The sequence below is a fragment of the Rhizobium sp. BK602 genome, from assembly GCF_014195095.1.
Lineage (GTDB): Bacteria > Pseudomonadota > Alphaproteobacteria > Rhizobiales > Rhizobiaceae > Rhizobium.
Genome location: NZ_JACIBC010000002.1, coordinates 844159 through 867480, shown reverse-complemented (window position 1 = coordinate 867480; position 23322 = coordinate 844159). Strand labels below are relative to the sequence as shown.

At 61.7% G+C, this 23322-nt stretch carries 26 protein-coding genes and 1 tRNA gene; 15 read left to right on the top strand and 12 right to left on the bottom strand.

Translation table 11 applies throughout. The features are described from left to right. Positions 1–36: 36 nt before the first annotated feature. Positions 37–1305, top strand: a complete 1269-nt coding sequence (locus tag FHX11_RS09795; RefSeq protein WP_184357383.1) for a DUF2778 domain-containing protein — start codon at positions 37–39, stop codon at positions 1303–1305. 29 nt (positions 1306–1334) lie between these two features. On the opposite strand, the gene FHX11_RS09790 is transcribed toward FHX11_RS09795, so the two are convergent. Then, positions 1335–2438 (bottom strand): COX15/CtaA family protein, encoded by a 1104-nt coding sequence (locus FHX11_RS09790; protein WP_184357381.1) that lies wholly within the window; start codon positions 2436–2438, stop codon positions 1335–1337. 113 nt (positions 2439–2551) lie between these two features. Here FHX11_RS09790 and FHX11_RS09785 point away from each other — a divergent pair, with 113 nt between their 5' ends. Beyond that, entirely contained in the window at positions 2552–2761 is a 210-nt protein-coding gene (locus tag FHX11_RS09785; protein WP_184357379.1) for a DUF2842 domain-containing protein, read from the top strand. Positions 2762–2896: 135 nt separating this feature from the next. Next, positions 2897–4144 carry a GNAT family N-acetyltransferase gene (locus tag FHX11_RS09780; RefSeq protein WP_184357378.1) on the top strand — a complete coding sequence of 416 codons (1248 nt, stop codon included), beginning with the start codon at positions 2897–2899 and terminating at the stop codon, positions 4142–4144. Here the strand turns inward: FHX11_RS09780 and FHX11_RS09775 are convergent, their stop codons facing one another. Continuing rightward, positions 4145–6361, bottom strand: coding sequence for an exopolysaccharide transport family protein (locus FHX11_RS09775; RefSeq protein WP_184357376.1), 2217 nt, complete (start codon positions 6359–6361; stop codon positions 4145–4147). A 193-nt stretch (positions 6362–6554) separates the two neighbouring features. Between FHX11_RS09775 and FHX11_RS09770 the strand changes: the two genes are divergently transcribed. The 8 genes from FHX11_RS09770 to FHX11_RS09735 all read left to right on the top strand — a co-directional run bounded on the left by FHX11_RS09770 (position 6555) and on the right by FHX11_RS09735 (position 13519). Next, positions 6555–7130, top strand: a complete 576-nt coding sequence (locus tag FHX11_RS09770) for a polysaccharide biosynthesis/export family protein (protein WP_184357374.1) — start codon at positions 6555–6557, stop codon at positions 7128–7130. Positions 7131–7142: 12 nt separating this feature from the next. After that, positions 7143–8288 carry a glycosyltransferase gene (locus FHX11_RS09765; RefSeq protein WP_184357373.1) on the top strand — a complete coding sequence of 382 codons (1146 nt, stop codon included), beginning with the start codon at positions 7143–7145 and terminating at the stop codon, positions 8286–8288. A gap of 76 nt (positions 8289–8364) precedes the next feature. Continuing rightward, complete coding sequence (locus FHX11_RS09760; RefSeq protein ID WP_184357372.1) at positions 8365–9927, top strand: undecaprenyl-phosphate glucose phosphotransferase; 1563 nt, start codon at positions 8365–8367, stop codon at positions 9925–9927. Beyond that, positions 9924–11186 (top strand): O-antigen ligase family protein, encoded by a 1263-nt coding sequence (locus FHX11_RS09755; protein ID WP_184357371.1) that lies wholly within the window; start codon positions 9924–9926, stop codon positions 11184–11186. Before FHX11_RS09760 ends, FHX11_RS09755 begins: the two co-directional genes overlap by 4 nt. Continuing rightward, positions 11183–12388: a glycosyltransferase family 4 protein gene (locus FHX11_RS09750; protein ID WP_184357370.1), complete on the top strand. Its 1206-nt coding sequence runs from the start codon at positions 11183–11185 to the stop codon at positions 12386–12388. The genes FHX11_RS09755 and FHX11_RS09750 overlap by 4 nt, the downstream gene beginning before the upstream one ends. 94 nt (positions 12389–12482) lie before the next feature. Beyond that, the gene (locus FHX11_RS09745; RefSeq protein ID WP_184357369.1) at positions 12483–12773 is read left to right on the top strand and encodes a DNA-binding protein; all 291 of its coding nucleotides are present in this window, start codon (positions 12483–12485) and stop codon (positions 12771–12773) included. A gap of 69 nt (positions 12774–12842) precedes the next feature. After that, positions 12843–13088 carry a type II toxin-antitoxin system VapB family antitoxin gene (locus tag FHX11_RS09740; RefSeq protein ID WP_184357368.1) on the top strand — a complete coding sequence of 82 codons (246 nt, stop codon included), beginning with the start codon at positions 12843–12845 and terminating at the stop codon, positions 13086–13088. Next, positions 13088–13519, top strand: coding sequence for a type II toxin-antitoxin system VapC family toxin (locus tag FHX11_RS09735; RefSeq protein ID WP_184357366.1), 432 nt, complete (start codon positions 13088–13090; stop codon positions 13517–13519). The genes FHX11_RS09740 and FHX11_RS09735 overlap by 1 nt, the downstream gene beginning before the upstream one ends. A gap of 18 nt (positions 13520–13537) precedes the next feature. On the opposite strand, the gene FHX11_RS09730 is transcribed toward FHX11_RS09735, so the two are convergent. Together FHX11_RS09730 and FHX11_RS09725 are read right to left on the bottom strand one after the other, a co-directional pair. Continuing rightward, positions 13538–14557, bottom strand: coding sequence for a PHB depolymerase family esterase (locus tag FHX11_RS09730; RefSeq protein WP_246780932.1), 1020 nt, complete (start codon positions 14555–14557; stop codon positions 13538–13540). 219 nt (positions 14558–14776) lie between these two features. Continuing rightward, positions 14777–14989, bottom strand: coding sequence for a hypothetical protein (locus tag FHX11_RS09725; protein WP_184357540.1), 213 nt, complete (start codon positions 14987–14989; stop codon positions 14777–14779). A 239-nt stretch (positions 14990–15228) separates the two neighbouring features. On the opposite strand from FHX11_RS09725, the gene FHX11_RS09720 reads away from it, so the two are divergent. Both FHX11_RS09720 and FHX11_RS09715 read left to right on the top strand, forming a co-directional pair. After that, positions 15229–15621, top strand: a complete 393-nt coding sequence (locus tag FHX11_RS09720) for a hypothetical protein (protein WP_184357364.1) — start codon at positions 15229–15231, stop codon at positions 15619–15621. Between the two features lie 92 nt (positions 15622–15713). Next, positions 15714–16433, top strand: a complete 720-nt coding sequence (locus FHX11_RS09715) for a thermonuclease family protein (protein WP_184357362.1) — start codon at positions 15714–15716, stop codon at positions 16431–16433. Between the two features lie 36 nt (positions 16434–16469). Here FHX11_RS09715 and FHX11_RS09710 read toward each other — a convergent pair. Together FHX11_RS09710 and FHX11_RS09705 are read right to left on the bottom strand one after the other, a co-directional pair. Next, a tRNA-Pro gene (locus FHX11_RS09710) sits at positions 16470–16546 on the bottom strand. Positions 16547–16659: 113 nt separating this feature from the next. Then, complete coding sequence (locus FHX11_RS09705) at positions 16660–17064, bottom strand: BA14K family protein (RefSeq protein WP_184357360.1); 405 nt, start codon at positions 17062–17064, stop codon at positions 16660–16662. Between the two features lie 173 nt (positions 17065–17237). Between FHX11_RS09705 and FHX11_RS09700 the strand changes: the two genes are divergently transcribed. Further along, the gene (locus FHX11_RS09700) at positions 17238–17498 is read left to right on the top strand and encodes a hypothetical protein (RefSeq protein WP_184357358.1); all 261 of its coding nucleotides are present in this window, start codon (positions 17238–17240) and stop codon (positions 17496–17498) included. A gap of 83 nt (positions 17499–17581) precedes the next feature. On the opposite strand, the gene FHX11_RS09695 is transcribed toward FHX11_RS09700, so the two are convergent. Together FHX11_RS09695 and FHX11_RS09690 are read right to left on the bottom strand one after the other, a co-directional pair. Next, complete coding sequence (locus FHX11_RS09695) at positions 17582–17905, bottom strand: hypothetical protein (protein ID WP_184357357.1); 324 nt, start codon at positions 17903–17905, stop codon at positions 17582–17584. A 233-nt stretch (positions 17906–18138) separates the two neighbouring features. After that, positions 18139–19242 (bottom strand): porin, encoded by a 1104-nt coding sequence (locus FHX11_RS09690; protein ID WP_184357356.1) that lies wholly within the window; start codon positions 19240–19242, stop codon positions 18139–18141. Between the two features lie 399 nt (positions 19243–19641). On the opposite strand from FHX11_RS09690, the gene FHX11_RS09685 reads away from it, so the two are divergent. Then, positions 19642–19926: a hypothetical protein gene (locus FHX11_RS09685; RefSeq protein WP_184357355.1), complete on the top strand. Its 285-nt coding sequence runs from the start codon at positions 19642–19644 to the stop codon at positions 19924–19926. 101 nt (positions 19927–20027) lie between these two features. Here FHX11_RS09685 and FHX11_RS09680 read toward each other — a convergent pair whose 3' ends face one another. The 4 genes from FHX11_RS09680 to plsX all read right to left on the bottom strand — a co-directional run bounded on the left by FHX11_RS09680 (position 20028) and on the right by plsX (position 23285). Continuing rightward, positions 20028–20576, bottom strand: a complete 549-nt coding sequence (locus FHX11_RS09680; protein WP_184357354.1) for a MerR family transcriptional regulator — start codon at positions 20574–20576, stop codon at positions 20028–20030. Between the two features lie 225 nt (positions 20577–20801). After that, a complete protein-coding gene (locus tag FHX11_RS09675) occupies positions 20802–21140 on the bottom strand; it encodes an integration host factor subunit alpha (protein ID WP_007692773.1) in 339 nt (112 codons plus the stop codon). A gap of 107 nt (positions 21141–21247) precedes the next feature. Further along, the gene (locus tag FHX11_RS09670) at positions 21248–22219 is read right to left on the bottom strand and encodes a beta-ketoacyl-ACP synthase III (protein WP_184357353.1); all 972 of its coding nucleotides are present in this window, start codon (positions 22217–22219) and stop codon (positions 21248–21250) included. Between the two features lie 19 nt (positions 22220–22238). After that, on the bottom strand, positions 22239–23285 hold the full coding sequence (gene plsX, locus FHX11_RS09665) for a phosphate acyltransferase PlsX (RefSeq protein ID WP_184357352.1): 1047 nt from the start codon (positions 23283–23285) through the stop codon (positions 22239–22241). Between the last annotated feature and the right edge of the window lie 37 nt (positions 23286–23322).

Here is a 23322-nt window from a genome sequence, read left to right as displayed (position 1 = left end):
CGGCATGGCGTGTATGTAGTTTGGATCAAGAGTATCATGGCGTTTGCGGCCGAGACGTTCGGTAACATCAATTCCCGCTCCGGCTATGCCCCGCGCCGGAAAAAATCCCAAGGAATTCGCCCCGGCACCATCGTCACCGGTATCGCGGTGGTGGGCTTTGCCTGGGTGACGGCGACCCTGTTCACCGCCCAATCCATGGTTCTGTCGCTGCCCGGCGCCGATATCCCGGCGCAGGATCTGCTGACGCCGAAAGCGTCGGCCTTCATCGTGCCGCAGGGGCATGCCTCGCACATCGCCCGCCTCTCCGGTTCAGTCGGCACCCAATATGCGCAGCATCGTCAGACGGACGGCGCGAGCGCCGCGCGGGCGCAGCTCGCCAGTGCCCTTGCCCAGCAGGCAACCGAGCTTCAGGCCGCCCAGGTCGTCCGAGGCGGACGTCCGGTCATTGCCGCCTCACCGGCCGCTGTCGACCATCTGCGCAAGGTCATCGCCCTCAATTTTGCCACCACGGTGCAGTCGCTGGCGCAAACGAAAGACGCGCTGGCCTCCCTGCAGGAAGCCGCCGACCAGGCAAAGGCAGCACCGCCGCCTGTCGAGGTCGCATCGGCCGTGCCTGTCGACGTCATACCAACACCAATCGACGTCGTCCCGCTGCCGATGAAAGATACGGATCTGCCGGTTGCCGAAGTCCTGCCGGCCGTCATCCCGCTCGCCCGCCCCGCGCATATCGTCGCAAGAGCGACCGTCGCCGAGCCCGATGCGCCGGCCAAGCCGGAGAACGATGACACAGCCGTAGCGCCGCCCTCGCATCTACTGGCCTATGCCAAGCCCAACGAGGAAACCAGCAGCAAACCGAAGCCCTTCCTCAACCCCTTCGCAGCCATCAGCCCGCGCGGCGGCAGCGCCACCGCGATCTACGATATTTCGGCCGGAACCGTCTATCTGCCGAGTGGTGAACGCCTCGAGGCGCATTCCGGTCTCGGCCACATGCGTGACAATCCCCGCTATGTCGACCGCAAGAACACCGGCCCGACACCACCGGAAACCTATAATCTGACCTATAGGGAAAGCCTGTTCCATGGCGTGCAGGCGCTGCGCCTGACACCCGCGAACGGCGCCCGCGTCTATGGCCGCGACGGCTTGCTGACGCATTCGTACATGCTCAGAGGAGGCCGCGGCGAATCGAATGGCTGCGTGGTCTTCAAGGATTACGCCCGCTTCCTGGCTGCCTTCAAGCGCGGCGAATTCAAGCGCCTGCAGGTCGTGGCGCGTCTGTCGTCGTCCGCAGCCGTCGCCTCGCGCTAGATCGCATCATATATTCCGGGGCGAGCCGATCAATCCCTCACGGCAATGGCCGTCTGGCGCGGATATTCTCCATAGAAACCGCGCCAGTTGGCAACCGCAAAGCCGAAGACGATGAGCGCCCCGGCCTGATGGGCGAGCGCCAGATGCAGCGGCACCTGCGCCAGCAGCGTCGTGATGCCGAGGATAGCCTGGATCAGCACCAGCAGGAAAAGCACGACCGAACGGCGGGCGTGCGTCGTGTCCGCCGCCGCTTTCAGCGAGACGATCATGTTGATCGCGACCACGGCGAAGAGCGCATAGGCGCCGAGGCGATGGACATATTGCACCATCTTCGGGTTCTCGAAGAAATTGATCCAGCCCGGCGACTGCGCGAACAATCCGCCCGGCACCACGGCACCATCCATCAGCGGCCAGGTATTGTAGGAGAGGCCGGCATCGAGGCCGGCAACGAGCGCGCCGAGATAGATCTGAAACAGCGCCATGACGGCGATGAGGCCGGCAAGGGCCGCCGAATAGCGGGTCGGCGGCGGCTCGTTCGAATGCGGCGACAGGGCGCGCATGAACCACATGCAGCCGGCAAAGATCAGACAGGCGGTGACGAGATGGGTAGCGAGACGGTACTGGCTGACATCGGTGCGCGCCTCCAGGCCGGACGAGACCATCCACCAGCCGATCGCGCCCTGCAGGCCGCCAAGCAGGAAAATACCGGCCAGGGGCAGACGCAGCTTGGGTTCGACCCGGCCCGTCAAGACAAAAAACAATAGTGGCACGCCAAACACGACACCGATGCCGCGCGCCAGCAACCGGTGCGCCCACTCCCACCAGAAGATGCCCTTGAACTCATCGACCGTCATGTCCCTGTTCAACTGCTGAAACTGCGGGATGCGCTTGTAGAGGTCGAATTCCTCCTGCCATTCCTGCGCGTTGAGCGGCGGGATGACACCATGGATCGGCTTCCATTCGGTAATCGACAGGCCGGAGCCCGTAAGCCGCGTCGCGCCGCCGACCAAGACCAGGCAGAAGAGCACGAGAAGCACGCAGGCAAGCCAGGCGCGGATGGCCCGGCGATTGCGATCCTGACGGGCCACCTCGTTCAAAACGGCCTGCTCCGACGTCAAATTAGCGGCAACCATGGTGTCTCCCTTCATTACACCTGTTGATTTGCCTGATGGGGGCGTGCAAAACAAGTCCCGGGAGTTTGCGGCATGCCGTCGCGGCATGTCGTCGTAAGAGGAGAGACCACCCCGTGCCCCTTCGCCTGCGCAAATTTGTCGGCATGATCCTGCTTGTCCTGCTGGTCGTCATCTATGCGATCGTGGCGATGATCGTGGCCGTGCGCACGCTCGGCGATCAGCCGGGCTGGGTGCATTTCCTGTATTTCTTCGTAAGCGGCATCATCTGGGTGCTGCCGGCGATGGGAATCATCAAGTGGATGGCCGGGCCGCGCCCGCGATGAGCGCCGGGCAATCCGGAATTAACGCCGGGATAACCGTGATCGCCGGGAGTTTCGCGCAATCCGCCCGCCTTAAATCAAAAATAAGACGCCTGCCGGAAAACTGCGTGCGAACGCCGCTCGACCGGAGACGCCTCAATGCAGATACGGAAGCTCGATATCGCCGATGTGCCCGCCACAGGCGCGGCGCGGGCAGATGCCGCGTCCGCCGTCGCAAAGCCGTCTTCGGCAGGCATATTGCAGGTCGAGATTCATGACGGCATGGCGCCGCTGGAGAGCGAATGGCGCCTGCTGGAACAGGACGATCTCGCCTCGCTTCACCAAAGCTACGACTGGTGTTCCGCCTGGGTGGAGACGTTCCGATATCCGCTGGCCATCGTCCGGGGCATCCTCGATGGCCAGACCGCCTTCCTGCTGCCGCTGGAAATCATCCGGGACAAGGGCGCGCGCCGCGCCGAATTCATCGGCGCGCGTCATAGCAACATCAATACCGGCCTGTTCTCAAAAGCGTTTCTGGAGACCTTCGGTAACGGCCTGACGGCATCGCATCATGCCGCCATTGCGCAGGCGTTGCGCGGCAAGGCGGATCTGATGCTGTTGCGCAATGTGCCGCTCGCCTGGCGCGGCCGCGAGAGCCCCCTCGCCGCGCTGCCGGCCGTCGAGAACCAGAACCGCGCCTTTCAACTGCCCTTCCTCGGCTCTTTCGAAGAAACCCTGAAACAGGTGAATGCGAAACGGCGGCGCAAGAAATTCAAGCATCAGAGCCGCATCCTGAATGAAAAAGGCGGCTATGACTATGTGATCGCGGCGCCCGACGAGCAGCATGTGCTCCTCGATCTGTTCTTCCGGCAGAAAGCCGTTCGCTTCAAGGCGGCGGGCCTGCCGGATATATTCCGTGACCCACCGACGCAAGCCGTCCTGCACCGGCTGCTGAAGCGCCGAGGAGGCCGTGCCGTGCTGGAAATGCATGCATTGCGGCTGAAGGGCCAGCATAAGGGACATATACCGGCGATCGCCGCACTATCGCGCAAGGGCGAGCATGTCATCTGCCAGTTCGCCTCGATCGACGAAACATTGGTCGCCGAGGCAAGCCCCGGCGAATTGCTGTTCTGGCTGATGATCGAGCGGCTGCACAGCGAGGGTGCCGCCCTCTTCGATTTCGGCATCGGCGATCAGGGCTATAAGCGATCCTGGTGTCCGGTGGAAACGACACAGCACGATCTCATCCTGCCGATTTCGCGCATCGGCCATGTCGCAGCCTTCGTGCAGAAAAGCGTCACTCGCGCCAAGATGGCCATCAAGGCCAATCCCCGGCTCTACAGCCTCATCCAGCGGCATCGCGCCCGGCAGGGTGCCGCAGCGGCGCCTGAGAGCGATGGGGATTGATCAGGCGGCATGCTGGCGGCCATCGGCATGTCCCGTCTCGCGCCAGCCGGACATCAGGATGATGTGCTCATATCCGGCTTTCTGGAACTCCGCCATCGCCGCGATGAAATGATCCTCGTCCGGCTGCGGCATGGAGAGGATGATCTCCGTATCCTTGCTGCGCGTCAGCCGGGCAACGCCGGCGACGTCGGCCGCGCCGCATTCCACCAGGACGATATCATAGGCCGAACTCAGCGCATCGAGGATCAGAGACAGGCGGTCGGCGCCGCGCATGGCACGGCTGACATCGCTGGTGCCCTGCGGCACGAGATGAGCGTCGGAGAGGCGGTCGGGATGAATGGTGTCGGCAAAGGCCGCCTCGCCGCACAACAGGTCCGTTATGCCCGACAATCCTTCGGTTTCGGCCATCAGCCGCGACGGGCAGGCCGTTCCCGTCATATCCACAAGCACGATCCGAGAGCCGGCATCGGCAATGGTGCGGGCCAGCATCACGGTTGCGGTCGAACCATTGTCCCCGGTCGGTGATATGGCGATGACGATACGGGAATCGCGTTCGATCAGATAGTCGGAGACCGACTGGATGGAGAAATCCTCACCGTCTTCCGCCTCTTCCGCAATCTCTTGCGGCTGATGGAGATCAACAGCGTCTTCCATCTCCCGCGCCAGGGTTTCGTCGGCGGCGACCGACAGCAGGCTGGCGGGCACACCGCCGGCCTGTGCCGTCGCCATGCCGCGGGTCGGCGCCGCGTCGATCGCGACGTTGTCGGAGGCGGCAACAAGCTTGCGGCGCCCTGCTCCCTGCTCGGCCGGACCGACCGGGCGCAGCGCGCGGCCGCTGAAGAGCTCGATCAGCATGATGACGATGCAGGTCAGGAGAAAGGAGGCAACCGCCGCGACGACGACGATCGGCCCGACCTTGGGGAAATAGGGATCGACAGGCTCGACGGCCTTGGAAACCACGCGGGCATCCGCCGGGCTGGAATTCCTGTCGGCGCGCGACGCCGCTTCGCGATAGCGGGCGAGATAGGTTTCCAGCAATTGCCGCTGCGCGGCGGCTTCGCGCTCCAGCGCGTTGAGACCCACCTCGTCCTGCCCTGCCCTGGCGCTGTCCGCCTTCAGCCGGTTGGACTGGGCGACGAGCTGCTGCTCGCGCAGCTGCGCGACCTTGGCCTCGTTCTCGATGCTGGCAAGGATCTTCTGGGTCTCGCGGTCGATCTGCTGGCGGATGTCGGCAAGCTGAGCGCGCAGGCTCTTCAGCCGCGGATGCCCGTCCATGAGGCTGGTGGACAGATCCGAGATCTGCGATTCCAGACTGGATTGCGTCGCCTTCAGCCTTTGAATGGCCTGCGAGCCGGAGACGTCGGCAAGCGTGTCGGTGGAGCGGCCGGTGGCGAGCGCGCTGCGCACGGCCTGGGCGCGCGCCTCGGCATTGGCCCTGTCGCCGCGCACCTGCGCGAGCTGGCCGGAGATATCGGCGAGCTGCTGCGTCGCGAAGGTATTGTTATCGCTGGTCTGCAGCAGGCCATTGGCGGAGCGATAATCGGCGACTTTCTTCTCCGCTTCGCTGACCTTCTCGCGCAGATTGGCGATTTCCGGCTCGAGCCAGCGCGTCGCCTCGCTGTTGGAATCGAGCTTGGCACCGCTCTGCATCGACAGGTAGACCTGCGCCATCGCGTTCGGAACGCTGGCGGCCAGATCCGGATCGCGGGAGGTGAAGCTGACGCCGATCACGCGGGAACTGTTGATCTGGTAGACCTGCAGCCGATTGGTGAAAGCATCGAGCATCCGCTCTTCCGGCGCCTTGTCGAGCGAGCTCTTCTTCAGATGCAGCATCACCAGAAGATCGGAGAAAGCCGAGCTTCTGGCGGCGGCGTCGAATTCCGGGCGCTCATAGAGCTTCAGATTGCCGATCACCTGCTTGATGAGGTCGGCCGACTGCAGGATCTGCACCTGGCTGGCAATATTGAGTTCGTCGAGCAATGGCGCCTGGCTGGCATCGTTGTTCTGCGTCGTCGTCGCGAAGGCCGGCGCGCGCTGCTCGATCAGGATACGCGTTTCGCTGCGATATTCCGGAGAGACGACCTTGGCGACCACCAGGGCCGCGCAGGCGCCCGCGAGCGTAATGGCGACAACGCGCAGCCGACGCTGCCATACGGCGCGAAAAAGCGACGCAAGATCAATATCGACATCCTGCTGGCTATTGTTGACGCCGGACATATACAAGAACTCCTTAATATAAAGGCGAAGTTAATCGTAAACGACTATAGTAACCCAAGCGTTAATAGTATTTTCCAGTATTATTTTCGAAATCACTAATGCAATGACATGGAATTTTCTTTGGTCTTTACCGGACGTTAACCCTAACGGATCGATAACGACGGCAGTGATTTTCCTCGTCCGTGAGCGCGAAATGCCCTTCGCAAAGCCAAAGATAGCCCTGGCACTTGCCATGGCCGCCATGAGCGCCGCGCTCGGCGGCTGCAACACCTATCAGCCCGCACCGAAGGCCTTCAGCGAAGCGACGATCCAGCCTTACATGCTCGATAGCGGCGACCGCCTGCGCGTAACCGTCTTCGATCAGGAAGGCCTGACGAACACCTATACGGTCGACCAGGCCGGCTACATCGCCTTTCCGCTGATCGGCCAGGTCCCTGCCCGCGGCCGCACGCTGCAGCAACTCTCCGGCCAGATCGCCCAGAAGCTCCGCCAGGGCTATATCCGCGACCCCGACGTCACCATCGATATCGATCGCTACCGCTCCGTCTACATCATGGGCGAAGTGGGACAGCCCGGCCAATATTCCTACGTGCCCGGCATGACGATCCAGAACGCCATCGCGGTCGCCGGCGGCTTCACCAGCCGCGCCAACCAGTCGAACGCCGACGTAACCCGCAAGATCAACGGTCACGTCATGACCGGACGGGTCGGCATTTCCGATCCGGTGCTGGCGGGCGATACGATCTATGTCCGCGAACGGCTGTTCTGACCGTTCCCGATCATGACCGAACCGCTCCGCATCCTTCATTGCTTCAGGTCACCGGTCGGCGGGATCTTCCGCCATGTCCGCGATCTGGCCGAGGAGCAGAGCAAGGCGGGGCACCAGGTTGGCATTCTCTGCGACAGCCTGACCGGCGGAGCGCATGAGGATCGGCTGTTCGACGACGTCATGCCCTTCCTCGGGCTCGGCGTGACGCGCCTGCCGATCCGGCGTCACATCAGCCTGTCGGATGCGACGACGCTTTGGGAAAGCTATAAGACAATCAAAAGTTTGCGGCCGGATGTGCTGCATGGGCATGGCGCCAAGGGCGGCCTGCTTGCGCGCATCATCGGCTCAGTCCTGCGGGTGAACAGGTATCGCGTAGCCCGCCTCTATACCGCGCATGGCGGCAGCCTGCATTTCCCGCGCCGCTCATTGCAGGGCCTTCTGGTCCACAGCCTGGAGCGGCTGCTGGAACTCGTCACCGACGGCCTGATCTTCATCTGCGACTTCGAGCGTCAGGCCTACGAGCGCAAGATCGGCAAGCCGCGCACCCGCGCCGCCCTCATCTACAACGGCATCAGCGAGCGGGATTTCGGGGTGATACCCGCGCGATCGGACTCAGTGCATTTCGTCTATATCGGCATGCTGCGGGACCTCAAGGGTCCCGATCTGTTTGTGGAGGCCTTCGCCAAGACCGAACGGCGCATCGGCCGGCCGTTGTCGGCGCTGATGATCGGCGATGGCCCGGATCGGGACAAATACCGCAGCATGATGATCGAAAGCGGCCTCGGCCGGCGTATCGGTCTTTTGCCGGCCATGCGCGTGCGCGAGGCTTTCGCCCTCTCGCAGAACGTCGTGGTTCCCTCGCGCGCCGAAGCCATGCCCTATATCGTTCTGGAAGCTTTGGCGGCGGAAAAGACCGTGATTGCCACGCGCGTCGGCGGAATTCCCGAAGCGTTGGGCGAAAACAGCGCCGCGCTTGCCGCTCCCGGCGACGCCGACGATCTTTCCCGCATCATGGCGGCGGCGATCGCCGAGCCGCAATGGGCCCGCCAGGCCATGCCCGATATCGGGACAATCCGGAGCGCGTTTTCCGCGTCCAAAATGGCACGGGATACTGTCAGCCTATATTACACTATACTTGCTCCAGGCGCCGATCGTTAGAATACAAACTAGTCTTGTAAGCGTTTCTTAGCTCATACCTGCTAGGCGATATCCGGTAACGACCGGATGAATTGCCATGAGCCCTATCGAGCAGTCCGAGCAGTTAAACTTGGACAATATTCGCAAGCAGGTTTCGGAAATCCGCACCCGCGGCACCGAGGAACGAAGCGGTGATCAACAGGCCGGCGACATCAACGCCTATGCCCGCCAGATCGCCGAGCAGTTTCGCGACGGTAACCAGACGCCCGCCATCATTCTCGGGCAATATCGGCTCTTCGAATTCCTGTCGCTGCTGGCCGTCGGACTTACCGTTCTCTTCTTTGAGACCGTTCCGGGCGACTACCCGTTTCCGACGAAGGCGGCGGTCACGATCGCGCTCAGCGCCCTCGCGGTCGTCTTCCTGCAGGTGAGCGACGCCTACCAGATCCCGGTCTTGCGCGCGCCGCATCATTTTCCGCAGCGCATTCTGGCGCCATGGGTGGCCGCTTGCGCCGCAACCTCCATCGCTCTCCTGCCCTTCGGCATCAAGGATATCCATTCGATCCGGCTGCTCGGCATATGGCTCGCGGCCGGTGCGCTTTTCCTGATCGCCGCACGCTTCGCCTTCGCCTATGCCATCCGCAACTGGGCCCGCAACGGCATCATGGAACGGCGCGCCGTCATCGTCGGCGGCGGCGAACCGGCCAAGGAACTGATCCGCACGCTCGAACACCAGCCTGACAACGATATCCGCATCTGCGGTATTTTCGACGATCGCGGCGAGAAGCGCTCGCCGATCATGGTTGCCGGCTATCCGAAGCTCGGCACCGTGCCCGAACTGGTGGAATTCGCGCGGCTGACGCGCATCGACATGCTGATCATCGCATTGCCGATCAGCGCCGAGGACCGCATCCTGCAGCTTCTGAAGATGCTGTGGGTTCTACCCGTCGACATTCGCCTCGCGGCGCATGCCAACAAGCTGCGCTTCCGTCCGCGCGCCTATTCGCATGTCGGTGCCGTGCCGATGCTCGACATTTTCAACAAGCCCATCCGTGACTGGGACGGCGTCGCCAAGCGTATCTTCGATGTCTTCTTCAGCCTCTTCGCGCTGCTGCTGCTCTGGCCGATCATGCTTGCCGCGGCGATCGCCGTGAAGGTGACGTCGAGAGGGCCGATCTTCTTCATGCAGAAGCGCCACGGCTTCAACAACGAGATCATCAAGGTCCTGAAGTTCCGCTCTATGTACACGCACCTGAGCGACCCGACCGCCCGCAACGCCGTTACCAAGAACGATCCCCGCGTGACGCCCGTCGGGCGCTTCATCCGCAAGACCTCGATCGACGAATTGCCTCAGCTCTTCAATGTGCTCATCGGCAATCTGTCGCTCGTCGGCCCACGCCCGCATGCCGTGCTGGCGGCGAGCCACAACCGCACCTACGCCGACGTAGTCGAAGGCTATTTCGCCCGCCACCGCGTCAAGCCGGGCGTGACCGGCTGGGCCCAGATCAACGGCTGGCGCGGCGAGATCGACAGCGACGACAAGATCAAGTTCCGCACGGCCTATGACCTCTACTACATCGAGAACTGGTCGCTGTTCTTCGATCTGAAGATCCTGCTCCTGACGCCTTTCCGCCTTCTCAACACGGAAAATGCCTATTGAGCGCGATCGATTTCCCCTCTGCGCGCGTCGAGCGGCCACAGCTTGCCACGCTTCGGCTGATCGGCACGGCATGCGTCGCCTTCGGCGTATTCCTGTCGGGCTTCGTCATCGCCGAGCCGGCGCCCTATGAGCTTTGGCTCGCCTTTCTGATCGGCGTCTGGTTTCTCCTTGGGCTGAAGATCTCGCGCAGCACAGCGCCACTCCTGGCCCTGTTCCTGACCTTCAATGTCGGCGGCATGCTGTCGCTGACACAAATGCGCGATCTCGGCGCCAGCGATCATCTCGACGGGCCGGTCTATGTCGCCGTCTCCACCTTCCTGGCGCTCAGCGCCGTGTTCTATGCCGCCATCATCGAGGACAGCGAGAAGCGGCTGAAGCTGATCTTCAACATCTGGGTCTTTGCCGCGCTGATCACGGCGAGCCTCGGCATCCTCGGCTATTTCCATGCCGTCCCGGGCTTCGGCATCTTCACCCGCTACGATCGCGCCATGGGGGCTTTCCAGGACCCGAACGTCTTCGGTCCCTATCTGGTGACACCCGGAATCTATCTCATGCACGGCATCCTGATCGGCGACCTCAAGAAGGCTCCTCTGAAGACGCTGTGCCTGGCCGTTCTGGCTTTCGGCATCTTCCTGTCCTTCTCGCGCGCGGCCTGGGCATTGTTCGCCTTTGCCTCGGCAATGCTGATCTTCTGCATGCTGCTGAAGCATCGCAGCAATGCCTTCAGGCTGCGTATCCTGGTCATGTCGCTGACCGCGGTCGTGCTCATGGTCGTCATGCTGATCGTGGCGCTGCAGTTCCATCAGGTCAGCGATCTGTTTTCGACCCGCACGCAGCTCGTGCAGGACTACGACGGCGGCCATCTCGGCCGCTTCGAGCGCCATCGCCTCGGCTTCATGATGTCGATGGAAAAGCCGCTCGGCATCGGCCCTCTGGTCTTTTCCACGCTCTTTCGCGAGGACGAACACAATATCTGGCTGAAGACGCTCACCACTTACGGCTGGCTCGGCTTCTTCTGCTGGGTGAGCATGATCTGCTGGACGATCTATATCGGCTTCCGCGGCCTGCTGCGGGAGCGGCCCTGGCAACCTTATCTGATGATCGCCTGGATCGTCATCCTCGGCCATGTCGGCATCGGCAACGTCATCGATACCGACCATTGGCGCCATCTCTACATGCTGATCGGCATCGTCTGGGGCTGCGGAGCGCTGGAGCAAAATCATCAGCGTGGGCTTGCCCGGAGGGGGGCTGCACCATGACCATCAACATCGCCACCAAGCGCCTCTCGCTGTTGCAGGTCCTGGAGCCGAGCGGCGGCGGTTCCGGGCGGCATTTCCTCGATCTCTGCCGCGCGATGCAGCGCCGCGGCCATTCGGTGACGGCGGTCTATTCGCCAGTGCGCGCCGAAGCCGCCTTTGTCGCGGAGCTGGAGGGCATGGGTCTCCACAGCGTCATCCCCCTCGCCATGCGGCGCGCACCGGGACCCTGGGATATCTCCGCCTGGTGGCGGCTTCGCCGGATCATGGGGGAGCATGGACCGTTTCATCTGGTCCACGGCCACAGCTCCAAAGCCGGCGCCTTGACGCGCCTCAAGCTGCCGGGGCTGCATGTGCCGGTCATTTACACCCCGCATGCATTCCGGACCATGGACCCGACGCTCGGCTCCAAGGGCCGAATGATCTATGGCGGCATAGAACGCCTGCTCGGCAACTGGCTGACCGATCGGCTGATCTGCGTCTCCCGCGACGAATATAACCATGCGCTGTCGCTCGGCATTCCGGAGGATCGTCTGCGCATCGTCGTCAATGGCGTCGGCGCACCGCCCGCCGGCCAGCGCACCGCCATCCGCGCCCGCTACGGAATACCGGAACATGCATTGCTCTTCGGCTTCGTCGGCCGGTTGACGCCGCAAAAGGCACCGGAGCGCCTCGTGGCCGCCTTTGCCCGGATCGCGGCAATCATGCCGCGGGCACATCTGCTGATGATCGGCGTCGGACCGCTGGCCGACACCGTCCGCCACATGATCGCCGCCGCCGGCCTCCAAGGCCGCGCCCATCTCGACGACGCGATCCCCGGAGCGACCGCCATCGACGCCTTCGACATCGTCGTCATGCCGAGCCGCTATGAAGCCATGTCCTATGTCATGCTGGAAGCCGCTGCCGGCGGCAAGCCGCTGCTGCTGAGCGATGTCGGCGGCGCCCGCACGGTGCTGGAGCCCGGCAGGAACGGCTATATCGTCGCCAACAGCGACGACCCCGCCGAACTCGCCATGGCCATGGCGCGCTTTGCGGAGCCCAGCCTCTTGAGACGCTTCACGATCGCGGCGCGTCACCGCAGGGATGGCTATACGCTTGCCGGCATGGCCGACGCGACGGAGAAAATCTACTTCGAGCTGCTCGGCTATCCAGCCCCGGCCCCCTTGCCCAAGCCGGAGGAAATCATCCTGCGAAGCGCATCGTAAACGGTGCGCGAAGATAGGCCAGCCGTATAAACTTGCTGGTGAATTTCATCCGAAACCAGTTTCGGTTTTGCGGGTTTTGCGTTAGATTCCGATCATGATCACATCAGCGCAATTACGCGGTGCACGCGCCATGCTCGGACTGACAGCGGAGACGCTCGCCACCGAAAGCAAATTGCCGGTAACGACGATCCAAGCGCTGGAAATGGATACCAATGCGGCCGATGCCAGGGCTCTGGCTGCGCTGCGATCGGTGCTTGAAGCGCACGGCGTGCTGTTCCTGGCCAATGGCAGCGACGGAAGCGGCGGCGCCGGCATCCGCTTCAAGCATTGGGCCGACGATGGCGGCATCCGGCCGGAAAACCTGAACGCCACCAACGACGATTGAGCCACCCGCATTGCCCCACGCTTGAATATTCGGTAGTGTATATTCAAATATTCACTGCGGGATATGCAAATGCCCCTTTACATCAGGGATGACGATATCGATGCCCTGGCAGTCGAGCTCCAGGCATTAAGCAAGGCGCGCACAAAAACCGAGGCCGTACGCACCGCGCTTCGCCACGAAATCGACCGCATGCGCAAAACCATGCCCCTGCGGGACAGGATCGCCAAAATTCAAACCGAAGCGACGAAGCTTGGCCTGCCCAATGCGGATTTCGACTTCAAGGCTTTCACCGATGACATGTGGGATGACACCTGATGTTCATCGATGCATCGGTCATTGTCGCCATCCTCAATCAAGAACCGGGCTGGCAGGAACTTGCCAAACGACTTTCGGACATCGAGAACAACTGCACCGTCTCGCCGCTTGTCCGCTTCGAGGCGATGTTGGGCATCGCGCGGGCTGCGGTTCGCAAGCAGCATGGGCCGGAGGTTAAACCCGACCCGGCAATCTTGCTTGAAGCGCGCAGACTGGTGGATAATCTCATCACCGAAATCGGCGCGAGCGAAATCACCATCACAAACGCCATTGGCGACGGAGCGATGGACGCAGCCGCCCGTTATGGGAAAGCGATCGGCCATCCGGCCGATCTCAATTTCGGCGATTGTTTTGCCTATGCTTGTGCAAAGGCCCACGGCAGCGGCCTTCTCTACAAGGGCGATGACTTTGCCCGGACCGATCTAGCCTGACGGTCTGGACAATCTGCATCAAGCCAATCCCCAGCTCTGCACCAATTGCTCCGGTGCGGAGATGGTGGCCGGGAGGATGAAGCGCTCGCTATCGTTGGCCGGCTCCCTGCCCTCGACGGCGGAGCGCACCGGCAGGCCATGGCCGAAATCCGTCAAAGTGACCAGTTCCAGCACCTTGTCGCCGTAATCGTCGCGCCATTCGCGCCGCTCGCCGCCTTCGAACAGCCGCAGCCGCCCCTTCGTCTGCGGACGGCCGCGCACGGCAAGCCACTGCGCCACCGAAGCCTCGGCATTGGCGTAGGAGACGACATTGTCATCCGCGCCATGCCAGATGGAAACTGCCGGAAAACGCGTCGCATCCGGGGATACCTCGCGAATGAGCTCTCCCCATTTTTCCGCTGGGCGCGCCGCACCCCTGCTCATCACATCCAGCGCCGACATGGCGTCGCGGGCCGCGCCGAAGGGCAAGCCGCCGACGATGGCGCCGGCAGCAAACAGATCCGGATAGGTGGCCAGCAGCGCGGACGCCATGGCGCCACCGGCCGAAAGGCCCATGACGAAAATTCTCTTGTCATCGATTTCATGCAGCTTGCGGCTGAAATCGATCATCTCGCGGATCGAGCCCAGCTCGCCACGATCGCGCGTCACCAGGCTCGGACGGAACCAGTTGAAACAGAGATTGGGATTGTTGGACGCTTTCTGCTCGGCATAAAGCACGGCAAAGCCATGACGACGGGCCAGGGCCGTCCAGCCGCTGGCGCGATCGAAATCCTCGGCATTCTGATGACAACCATGCAGGACCACGACGAGCGGCATCGGCCCTTCGGCACCCGGCGGCACATATTCCAGCATGCGCAGATCGCCGGGATTGCGGCCGAACCACAGGATTTCCGTCAGCTGCTGCGGCACGAGCTGCGTGGATACGCGCTGACGCGCCGGCTGCGATCGTGGCCGCGTTACGGGAAACTTGAGTTGCGGCAGATCGACGGAGTCGATGAGCAAACGGCGAAGCCGGCTTGGAACTTTGAAATTCATCATGGGCCTTTCAATCATTCGCGCTCGCCATTGTTGATCTTATTCGGCGGATCGCGACCGCACTCCGGCCCCACAGGGACGCTATAGAGCAATCGACTCTGCTTGTGCGATGCAGCAAATATAGGGCGGAGAAAGAGATTCGAACATGCACAAAGCATCATTGCTGCTATGTGAAATCAGCTTGAATCGATTAGATAATGTATCGAAAAATGCGCCGATGCGTCAGAGATAAGCTCTCGCAAGCGCGAGAAGCTTGGCATCTTCCTTCACACCCTGGCGATAAAGCTGGATGATCAGCGCGCCGATGCGCTCCGCCTCCGGGCCGCGATCATCGATGCCGCGATCCAAACAAACGGCACCCAGCACTTTTTCCAAAAGATCGAGATCATCTGAAAAAAGCGGCAGATCCTGTGGATGGATGGAGGTCTCCAACATACGCGTCGCCTCGTCCGTCGGGCAGAGCCACGCAAACACCTTCGCCGAGGCCCGCATCATACCGGCGATATCGAAATCGACTATGCGCTCAGGCCTGGACCTTGGCAAGAAAGCTTTTGTCGGTCGCATCGGGCAAATGCCACAGACACAACTTCTGTAAGAGTTACAATTTTAGGCAGCACAATCACCAAACATTGACGGGCGCCTGCCATAAGGGAGCGAGAAACGGAGACTTCCTGATGAACATGCGCGCGATCTCGGCAACACTCTGCATCCTCCTGCTCGGCGCGGCCGAGCCCGTCCTTGCCCAATCCCTCTCGGCGTTGCCGTTGCGCAACCCACGCCAGCTTCCCGAAGGCTATATCTCCGTGCAGTCGGGAATATCGATCTCCTTCCCGCTGCCGGACGGCGACAATCAGAAGCAGCAGGAAGATGCGCTGAAGACCTTTTACCGTATCGCCGGTAGCAATTGCGCCGTGCTGCTCGATACCGTGGCCGAAGCCTGCGAGATCAGCGGCATGTCCAGCAACACCAATGCCAACAATCTCGACAGCCGAGGAACGAGACTGACCGTCAGCGGACAGGTGACCATGTCGGTAAAACTGCGTCCGACGGACAGTGCGGCAAAATAAGAATTGGTTCATATGCCGCCGACCGACCCGAAAGCCAACGGATCGGTAAGAAATCATGGTGATAATCCGCCCGCAATCTGAAGGGTGACACCATGGCAAAAGCGAAACGACGCACGCGGCGCAAGCCACAGTCCAAGGCGGGCAGCTCTATGTGGCTATGGGGCTTCACCGGCCTTGCGGCCGTGGCCGGCATTTTCGCCTATGAGCATCGCCGGGACATGCCGTCCTTGCTGGCCAATGCCGGCATCAGCGATGTCAGGAACGATATCAGGCATGTAGCGCAGGAAACTGTGACGCCGGTGGCGAAGCCGAAGATCAAGGCAGCCGGCGTCGTTCCCGAGCGCCCCGGCGCGTCGATGCCGATTCCGCCCAACGCCATTCCCGTCTCCTTGCCGGCGGAACATCGCATCGCCTCCGTGCAGCCGCTCGCCCCGGCCCCAACGGTGGCGCCGCGACGCGAGAACGGCGGCCGATTCGGTCTCTGCGGCGGCGCGGCGGGGGCCAACTGCGTCGTCGACGGCAGCACCTTCTGGCAGAACGGCGTGAAGATTCGCCTTGCGGATATCGACGTGCCGGACAGCGATCCATCCCGTTGCGCCGGCGACCGGCAAAAGGCAGCGGCGGCCAGGCTGCGGCTGCAGGCCCTACTCAATGACGGCACTTTCGCCCTTTCGGGCAGCGCGCGCGGCGAGGATCAGCACGGCAGCAAGTTTCTCATCGCCATGCGTGCCGGTCGCTCGATCGGCGATCAATTGGTCGCAGAGGGGCTTGCCCGCCGCTGGACAGGCCAGACCGCTTCCTGGTGCGGTTGATCAAGAAAAATTTGATTGGGAGTTCAAGGATTTAAATGGTCGGGGCGGCCGGATTTGAACCGACGACCCCTTGACCCCCAGTCAAGTGCGCTACCGGGCTGCGCTACGCCCCGACCCGCCTAAAAGGCCTGTTTGCATTAGTCTGTCGGACATGACAGCGCAAGGGGTAAAATAAGCCGTCGGCAGAAAAATGGCATATGAAGCGAGAAAACCGTCCGCCCCAAGCTCAACGGCAGGACCGGCGCGGCCCCTCGCTTGGTTGATAGCTGTTGTCCGAGGCGCGATAGGAGCTGTAGCGGCCGGCGCAGTTCCGCGCGTGGCCGTCATAATAGGCCTGCACGCGCTGCCTGTAGAACAGGGTGCCGGTCACGAAGGATTTGAACAGCACGCCGCTGTCTGAATCGTCATCGTAATAGCCATCGAACCCATGGTGCTTATGGCCGCCGCGCCAACGATTGTGGCTGTGCCGATGCCCGTGATCGTGGACCTGAATGACGTCGGCCCGGTTGATGTCGGATTGCCGCGGCACCGAAAGCGCGGGCATGGTGATGGCTCCAGCGGGCATGGTGGCGCTCACCGCCAGCAAGAGGCCAAGCCCCGCAACCGCTATCGACCTGGAGATCGTTCGCATCTGTCACTCCTGCAAATCCAGGGCAGAGAATCCAAGCACATATGCGTGAATGAACTTGCCGCCGGTGGTTCCGATATTAGCTTTATATAGTAGGTTCGCGCCGGGCTCACAGGTGCCTTTCCGCCCTGCAAATGCATTTTCGTTGAACAAGACGTGATTGGAAAGTTTGGCCGATGAAGCCCCTGATCGCCCTCCTCCTATGTACGCCGCTGCTTGCCGCGTGCACCACGAGTGAACAGTCTCTACAACCAATTCCCGGCAGCATCACCTATCGCGGGCAGCCCGAGATGAAGCTGACGCAATCGCCACCGGGCACGCGCCTGCCGCATCATTTCACCAACCAATGGGGCGAGGATGTCTATGAGACCTATATCGTCCAGCCGGACCGCAGCCTGAGGCTCGTCAGCCGGCAGGTGATGACCCGCCCGCTGTAGCGCGGCTTCTGTCTCTCCAACGAAAAACTCCGCCGGCGCGGGCTCGGCGGAGTTTTTACGTTCAGGTACAATGATCGCTCGGCTTACCAGCAGCGATAGCAGCGACGGTAATAGGGTCGGCCGTAATAGCCGCGGTGATGATCGCTGACGGCGGCGCCGACCAGAACACCGCCGATGACGCCGGCGGCGATACCCGCGGCAGCCTGGTTCTCAGCCTGCTGCACCTGAGCGCGATTGGCCTGATAGGTGGCGCCGACGCAACGGCTGTAACGCTGCGTGCCCGGACGCAAGCCCTGGGATTGGCAGGTCATTTCGGCGTTCGTGGCGGATTGTTCCGGTGTCTGGCAGCTCGTCAAAATGGTCGAAATAGCAAAAAGGCCAAGCGCCATGGCAGCACGTATGCGCATAATTCTCTCCAGCAATCTAAAGTGTTGTCCCGGAGTTGAGGAATACAGCCAAAGGTAAGTTAACGCAAGCCGTTCATTACCAACTAGTTAATAAGAAGACACCGAAAATGGATGCATTCCGGGCAGGCATATGCCGGCAAGACGGACAGAAGACAAAGGGCCGGCACGGCGCCAGCCCCTCTCGCATTCTCCTGACCCCGACCCGGCACCTGGACCGGCGGAGCCGTATCCGATCAGAAATTCCGCTCGAAACGAAGAATGCCGGCAACCGTGTCGTCGTTGATGAAGTCATAATGCATGTAGGTCAGCTCCGGCTCGATAAGCAGGTTCTTGACCGGGTTGAACTTCACATTGGTCGTGGCTTCGAAAATCTTCGAGTCGGTATAGGCGAGCTGCAGATTCCACTTCAGTTTGTCGTTGATCGGCACACCCACACCGCCCCAGACGGCCCAGTCGCCCCAGCCGCACTTGGCGCCATGGACGACGCCATCGGAAGTCGTGCAGGCGGATTCATCCTGATAGGAGCCGGCATATTGGTTGAGCTTGTCGCCATCCGTGTTCCAGCCGCCCATGAGGAAAGCTTCCACGCCGCCGGCGAACTTGGCATCGATACGGGCCTTGATGGCGCCTTCCTCGACGATGGAGTCGTAACCACCCACGACCTTGAAGCCGAAGGTGTCCGTCGTATAGCCCAGCCCGGCAACGACGTTGGGCGCGTAATGATCGGCCTTGGACGTGACCCAGGCGCCACCATAGCTGTCGGAATCCGATCCAGAATTGCTGTCTTCCAGCGAGATGACGGCGGAGAAGCCGTTGCCGGGATCATATTTATAGGTCAGCTGATTGAGTTCGTACGGGCCGTCATAGATCGCATCGTCGTTAATGACGTCGCCAGCATAGCCGGCATAAAGATTATACTGCGAGTCGAGCTTACCGACGGTAAAGCCGGCGAGGCTGATATTGGCGAACAGCAGCTTCTCGGCGGTGGCGCCTCCGTCGTTCCACTCCCAACGCAGGATCATGTTGGTTTTCAAGGGGCCGTATTCGGTATCCGTCGCCGTGTCGACATTCAGCTCGACGCGTTCATGCCAGAGCGTGCCGACCTTGTTCGACGGATTATAGGCGTCGTACCATTCGCCCTCGGTACGAACCTTTCCGCCGATCTTCAGGCAGGTCTCGGTGCCCGGAATGAAGAAATAGCCGGTGCCGTAGGCATCGCAGATGCGGACATATTCCAGCGGCTCGGGCTCGGCCGCAACGATGGCATCGGCCGCGTGGGCGCCGCTCACCGTTGCCAGAGCGGCGGCGGAGCCGAGAAGAAGGCTCTTGATGTTCATGATGTCTCCATTCGAATATCCATCAGGGAATGGAGCTTTCACGGTAGACGATCTCATACCGCCCCACTGCCTGATATGACGTCTTCCCGTGTCGGGAACGAAGCAGCGACGCTTCACCATCGCAAGCTGAACCTGGTGTTGGCCGCTTGCAAGCCAATAAACGTAGCAAGCTAATTATCATCACTACCTAGCTTTGTTGACGTGACAAAAATATCACGTACGCTGCCGGCAACCAAACGCCATCGCCGAAGACGGCATCGGCAAGCTGCTTTTCGCCCGGACGATACGGCATCCGCGTCATATTGAACGATGGGGATAAATGAATAGAATTAAGGGCCGGGATCAGGAAAGGACCGCAATCGAACACGATGGCGGCGGGTTGCTTTGGAGGAAAAGCCCATGTCTTTCAAATTCTTGAGTGCGTGTCTCCTCGCCGCGGGCTTGGCCACGACGGCCATGGCCTCTTCCGGCGGCCGTGGCGGCGGCGACCGGGGTGGCTGGGGCGACAGCCCAGGCGCGGAAGACAGTGGCAACTATCGCAGCACCATTGTCGATCGGGGTGATGCCGCCACGAGCGACGAAAAAGACCCCAACGCCTGCTGGACCCTGCCCCGCTCCGCCGATGGCAAATCGATCGTCGCGCCGAGCCAGGCCAATCCGGTCGTTCCGCGCAAGTGCAATTGATTCACAAAATGCGAAAGCACGGCCTGCAATGTCTTGTGGTGCAGCAGCTTCTGGCCCTGGACGCGGCGGCATCCGCACAAATTTAAACGGAAAGGCTGCGCTTACCGCACCTGGTCAAGCAAACGCTTGCACTCGAGCAGGTCATAGAGCGTTTCCTGCAGCAGCGCGCGATCTTCCTTGCCGACGCTCGACTTGCCGATGGACACATCAGGCATGTCGTCCTCGCCGCTTACGAAATTGAAGAAACGACGGCTGATCGGCGCCTTGGCACGGCCGACGATCTGATCCTCGTCGGGATGGCCGGAGGCGACGCGCGGCTCGGCCGGAGCCGGTTCCTGCGCTGCGGCGGCAAGCGCCTCGACACTGGCGAGATCGCCATGGCCGACAGCGATGACAAACTTGTTGCCATTGGTCTTCAGAAGCTTCTGCACGCCCTTGATCGTATAGCCATGATCATAGAGCAGATGGCGGATGCCGTTCAGCAGGTCGACGTCCTCGGGCCGGTAGTAACGCCGGCCCCCGCCCCGCTTCATCGGCTTGATCTGCGGGAAACGGGTCTCCCAGAAGCGCAGGACATGCTGCGGCAGATCAAGGTCCTCAGCGACTTCGCTGATGGTGCGAAATGCGTCTGGGCTCTTGTCCATCGTCATACTCCTACAGCAAGCTGCCGGCACACGCGGGCCGGGCCATGCAAAACCGGATATCGGCATCGCGCCTCAGCGCGATACGACTCATCATATTTCAACGGTTTGCCGGGAGAAATTCAAGTCGTCTCTTCGGTTGTTGCACAGGCAAGCCGAAAAATGCCCCCGAAAGGCCCGAAAACGGCATTTCCGCGCCGGCGGAAATCATGCCGATATTCGTCGAAAATGAGATCAGGAAGCAGGATTGGCCGGTCGAGCCTTGGCCTTGCGGCTGGCATGGGCCTTCAGGATACGCGTCTTCAGCACGTTGGATGCCTTGAACGTCATGACGCGGCGCGGGGAGATCGGCACTTCCTCGCCGGTCTTCGGATTGCGGCCGATTCGCTCGTTCTTGTCGCGAACCTGGAACGTCGCGAAGGAGGAGAGCTTTACGGTTTCGCCACGCACGATGGCATTGCAAATTTCATCGATGACGGTCTCCACGAGTTCCGCCGATTCTGTTCGGGAGAGGCCGACTTTCCGGAATACCGACTCCGCCAGGTCTGCGCGCGTCACTGTCTTGCCCGTCATGGTTCCCCGCCCAAATTGCTGCGTAATACTATTGAAGTTGCAAGAGACTATTGCCCTTGCTCCAAACGGTCAAGCTCTTGTTCGGAATCGGCTTTTAGAGACTTGGCCTACCAGCGCAGCAGAACCGCGCCCCAGGTGAAACCGCCGCCCATGGCCTCCAGCATCACCAGATCGCCCTTCTTGATCCGGCCATCGCCGGCGGCGGCGGCAAGCGCCAGGGGGATCGATGCGGCCGAGGTATTGCCGTGAAGATCGACGGTTATGACAACCTTTTCCGGCGCGATTCCGAGCTTCTTGGCCGAGCCGTCGATGATACGGCGGTTGGCCTGATGCGGCACCAGCCAATCGAGATCGTCGGCGGTCACGTCGGCGGCCTTGAAAGCCGCTTCAATAACGTCGGTGATCATGCCGACCGCATGCTTGAACACTTCGCGGCCCGCCATGTGCAGCACGCCGACCGTGCCGGTCGTTGACGGCCCGCCATCGACATAGAGCTTGTCCTTATGGGCGCCATCGGAGCGCAGGCTTGCCGTCAGCACGCCGCGATCGGTGTTGGCGCCCGTGCCCTCGCCCGCTTCGAGGATCAGCGCGCCGGCGCCGTCGCCGAAGAGCACGCAGGTCGTGCGGTCGGTCCAGTCGAGAATACGGGAAAAGGTTTCGGCGCCGATGACGAGCACGCGCCTGGCAACGCCGCCGCGAATATAGGCGTCTGCGGTCGTCACCGCATAGACGAAGCCCGAACAGACGGCCTGCACATCGAAGGCGAAGCCATGATGCATGCCGAGCCGGTTCTGGATGTTTACCGCCGTTGCCGGGAAGGTGTTGTCCGGCGTCGAGGTGGCGACGATGATCAGGTCCAGATCGTCGGCCGTCAGCCCGGCATTGGCAAGGGCTGCCCGCGCCGCCTGTTCACCGAGCGAAGCGGTGGTTTCCCCTTCGCCGGCAATATGGCGCTGGTGGATGCCGGTACGCTGGACGATCCAATCATCGCTGGTGTCCACGACTTGTTCCATATCGCGATTGGTCATGACGCGCTTGGGAAGCGCTGCGCCAAATCCGCGAACAACTGAACGGATCATTCCTAGTATACCCCGTCGCTCATGCCGCTTCCGGTCCGATCGGCGGCTGCCGTCTGGCATGATATTTTTTCAGATCATTTTCGATTTTTTGTGTCAGGCCATTCTTGGCCATGTCGTAGCCGACGTCGATGGCGGCCGCGAAAGCTTCGACATTGGCGCCGCCGTGGCTCTTGATGACGATGCCGTTGAGGCCGAGGAAGACACCGCCGTTGACCTTGCTGGGATCGAGCTTCTCGCGCAAGAGGTCGAAAGCGCCCTTGGCAAGGATGTAGCCGATGCGGGCAAGCAGGGTGCGCGTCATCGCCGCGCGCAGATAGGAACCGATCTGCTTGGCCGTGCCTTCGGCGGCCTTCAGCGCGATATTGCCGGAAAAGCCTTCCGTCACCACCACGTCGACCGTGCCCTTGCCGATATCGTCGCCCTCGACGAAGCCGAAATAGTCGAGCGATTCAAGATTGGCCTCGCGGATCAGGCGGCCGGCCTCCTTGACGTCTTCCTGCCCTTTGATCTCCTCGACGCCGACGTTGAGAAGACCGATGGACGGGCGCTCGATCTCGAAGAGGGCGCGGGCCATGGCGCCGCCCATCAGGGCGAAATCGAGCAATTGCTGCGAATCGGCGCCGATCGTCGCGCCGACATCGAGAACGATGCTTTCGCCGCGAAGCGTCGGCCAGATCGCCGCGATCGCCGGACGCTCGATATTGGCCATGGTGCGCAGGCAGAACTTGGCCATGGCCATCAGCGCGCCGGTATTGCCGGCGGAAACGACGACATCGGCATCCCCGACCTTCACCGCCTCGATCGAACGCCACATGCTGGAAACATAGCGGCCGCGGCGCAGCGCCTGGCTCGGCTTCTCGTCCATGCTGATGGCGACGTCGCACTCGTGAAAGACGGATTTGTCGCGCAGCTTCGGATATTTTGCGAGGATCGCCTCGCAGCGATCCCTCATGCCGTACATGATAAAGGTAATATCGGGATGCCGCTCCAGCGCCTTGGCCGCGCCGGGAATAACAACCTCAGGGCCGAAATCGCCACCCATTAGGTCAAGAGAAATTCTGATCACGCGTCCCTGGTCCTTCTTGTCCGCCGGGCCTGGCGAA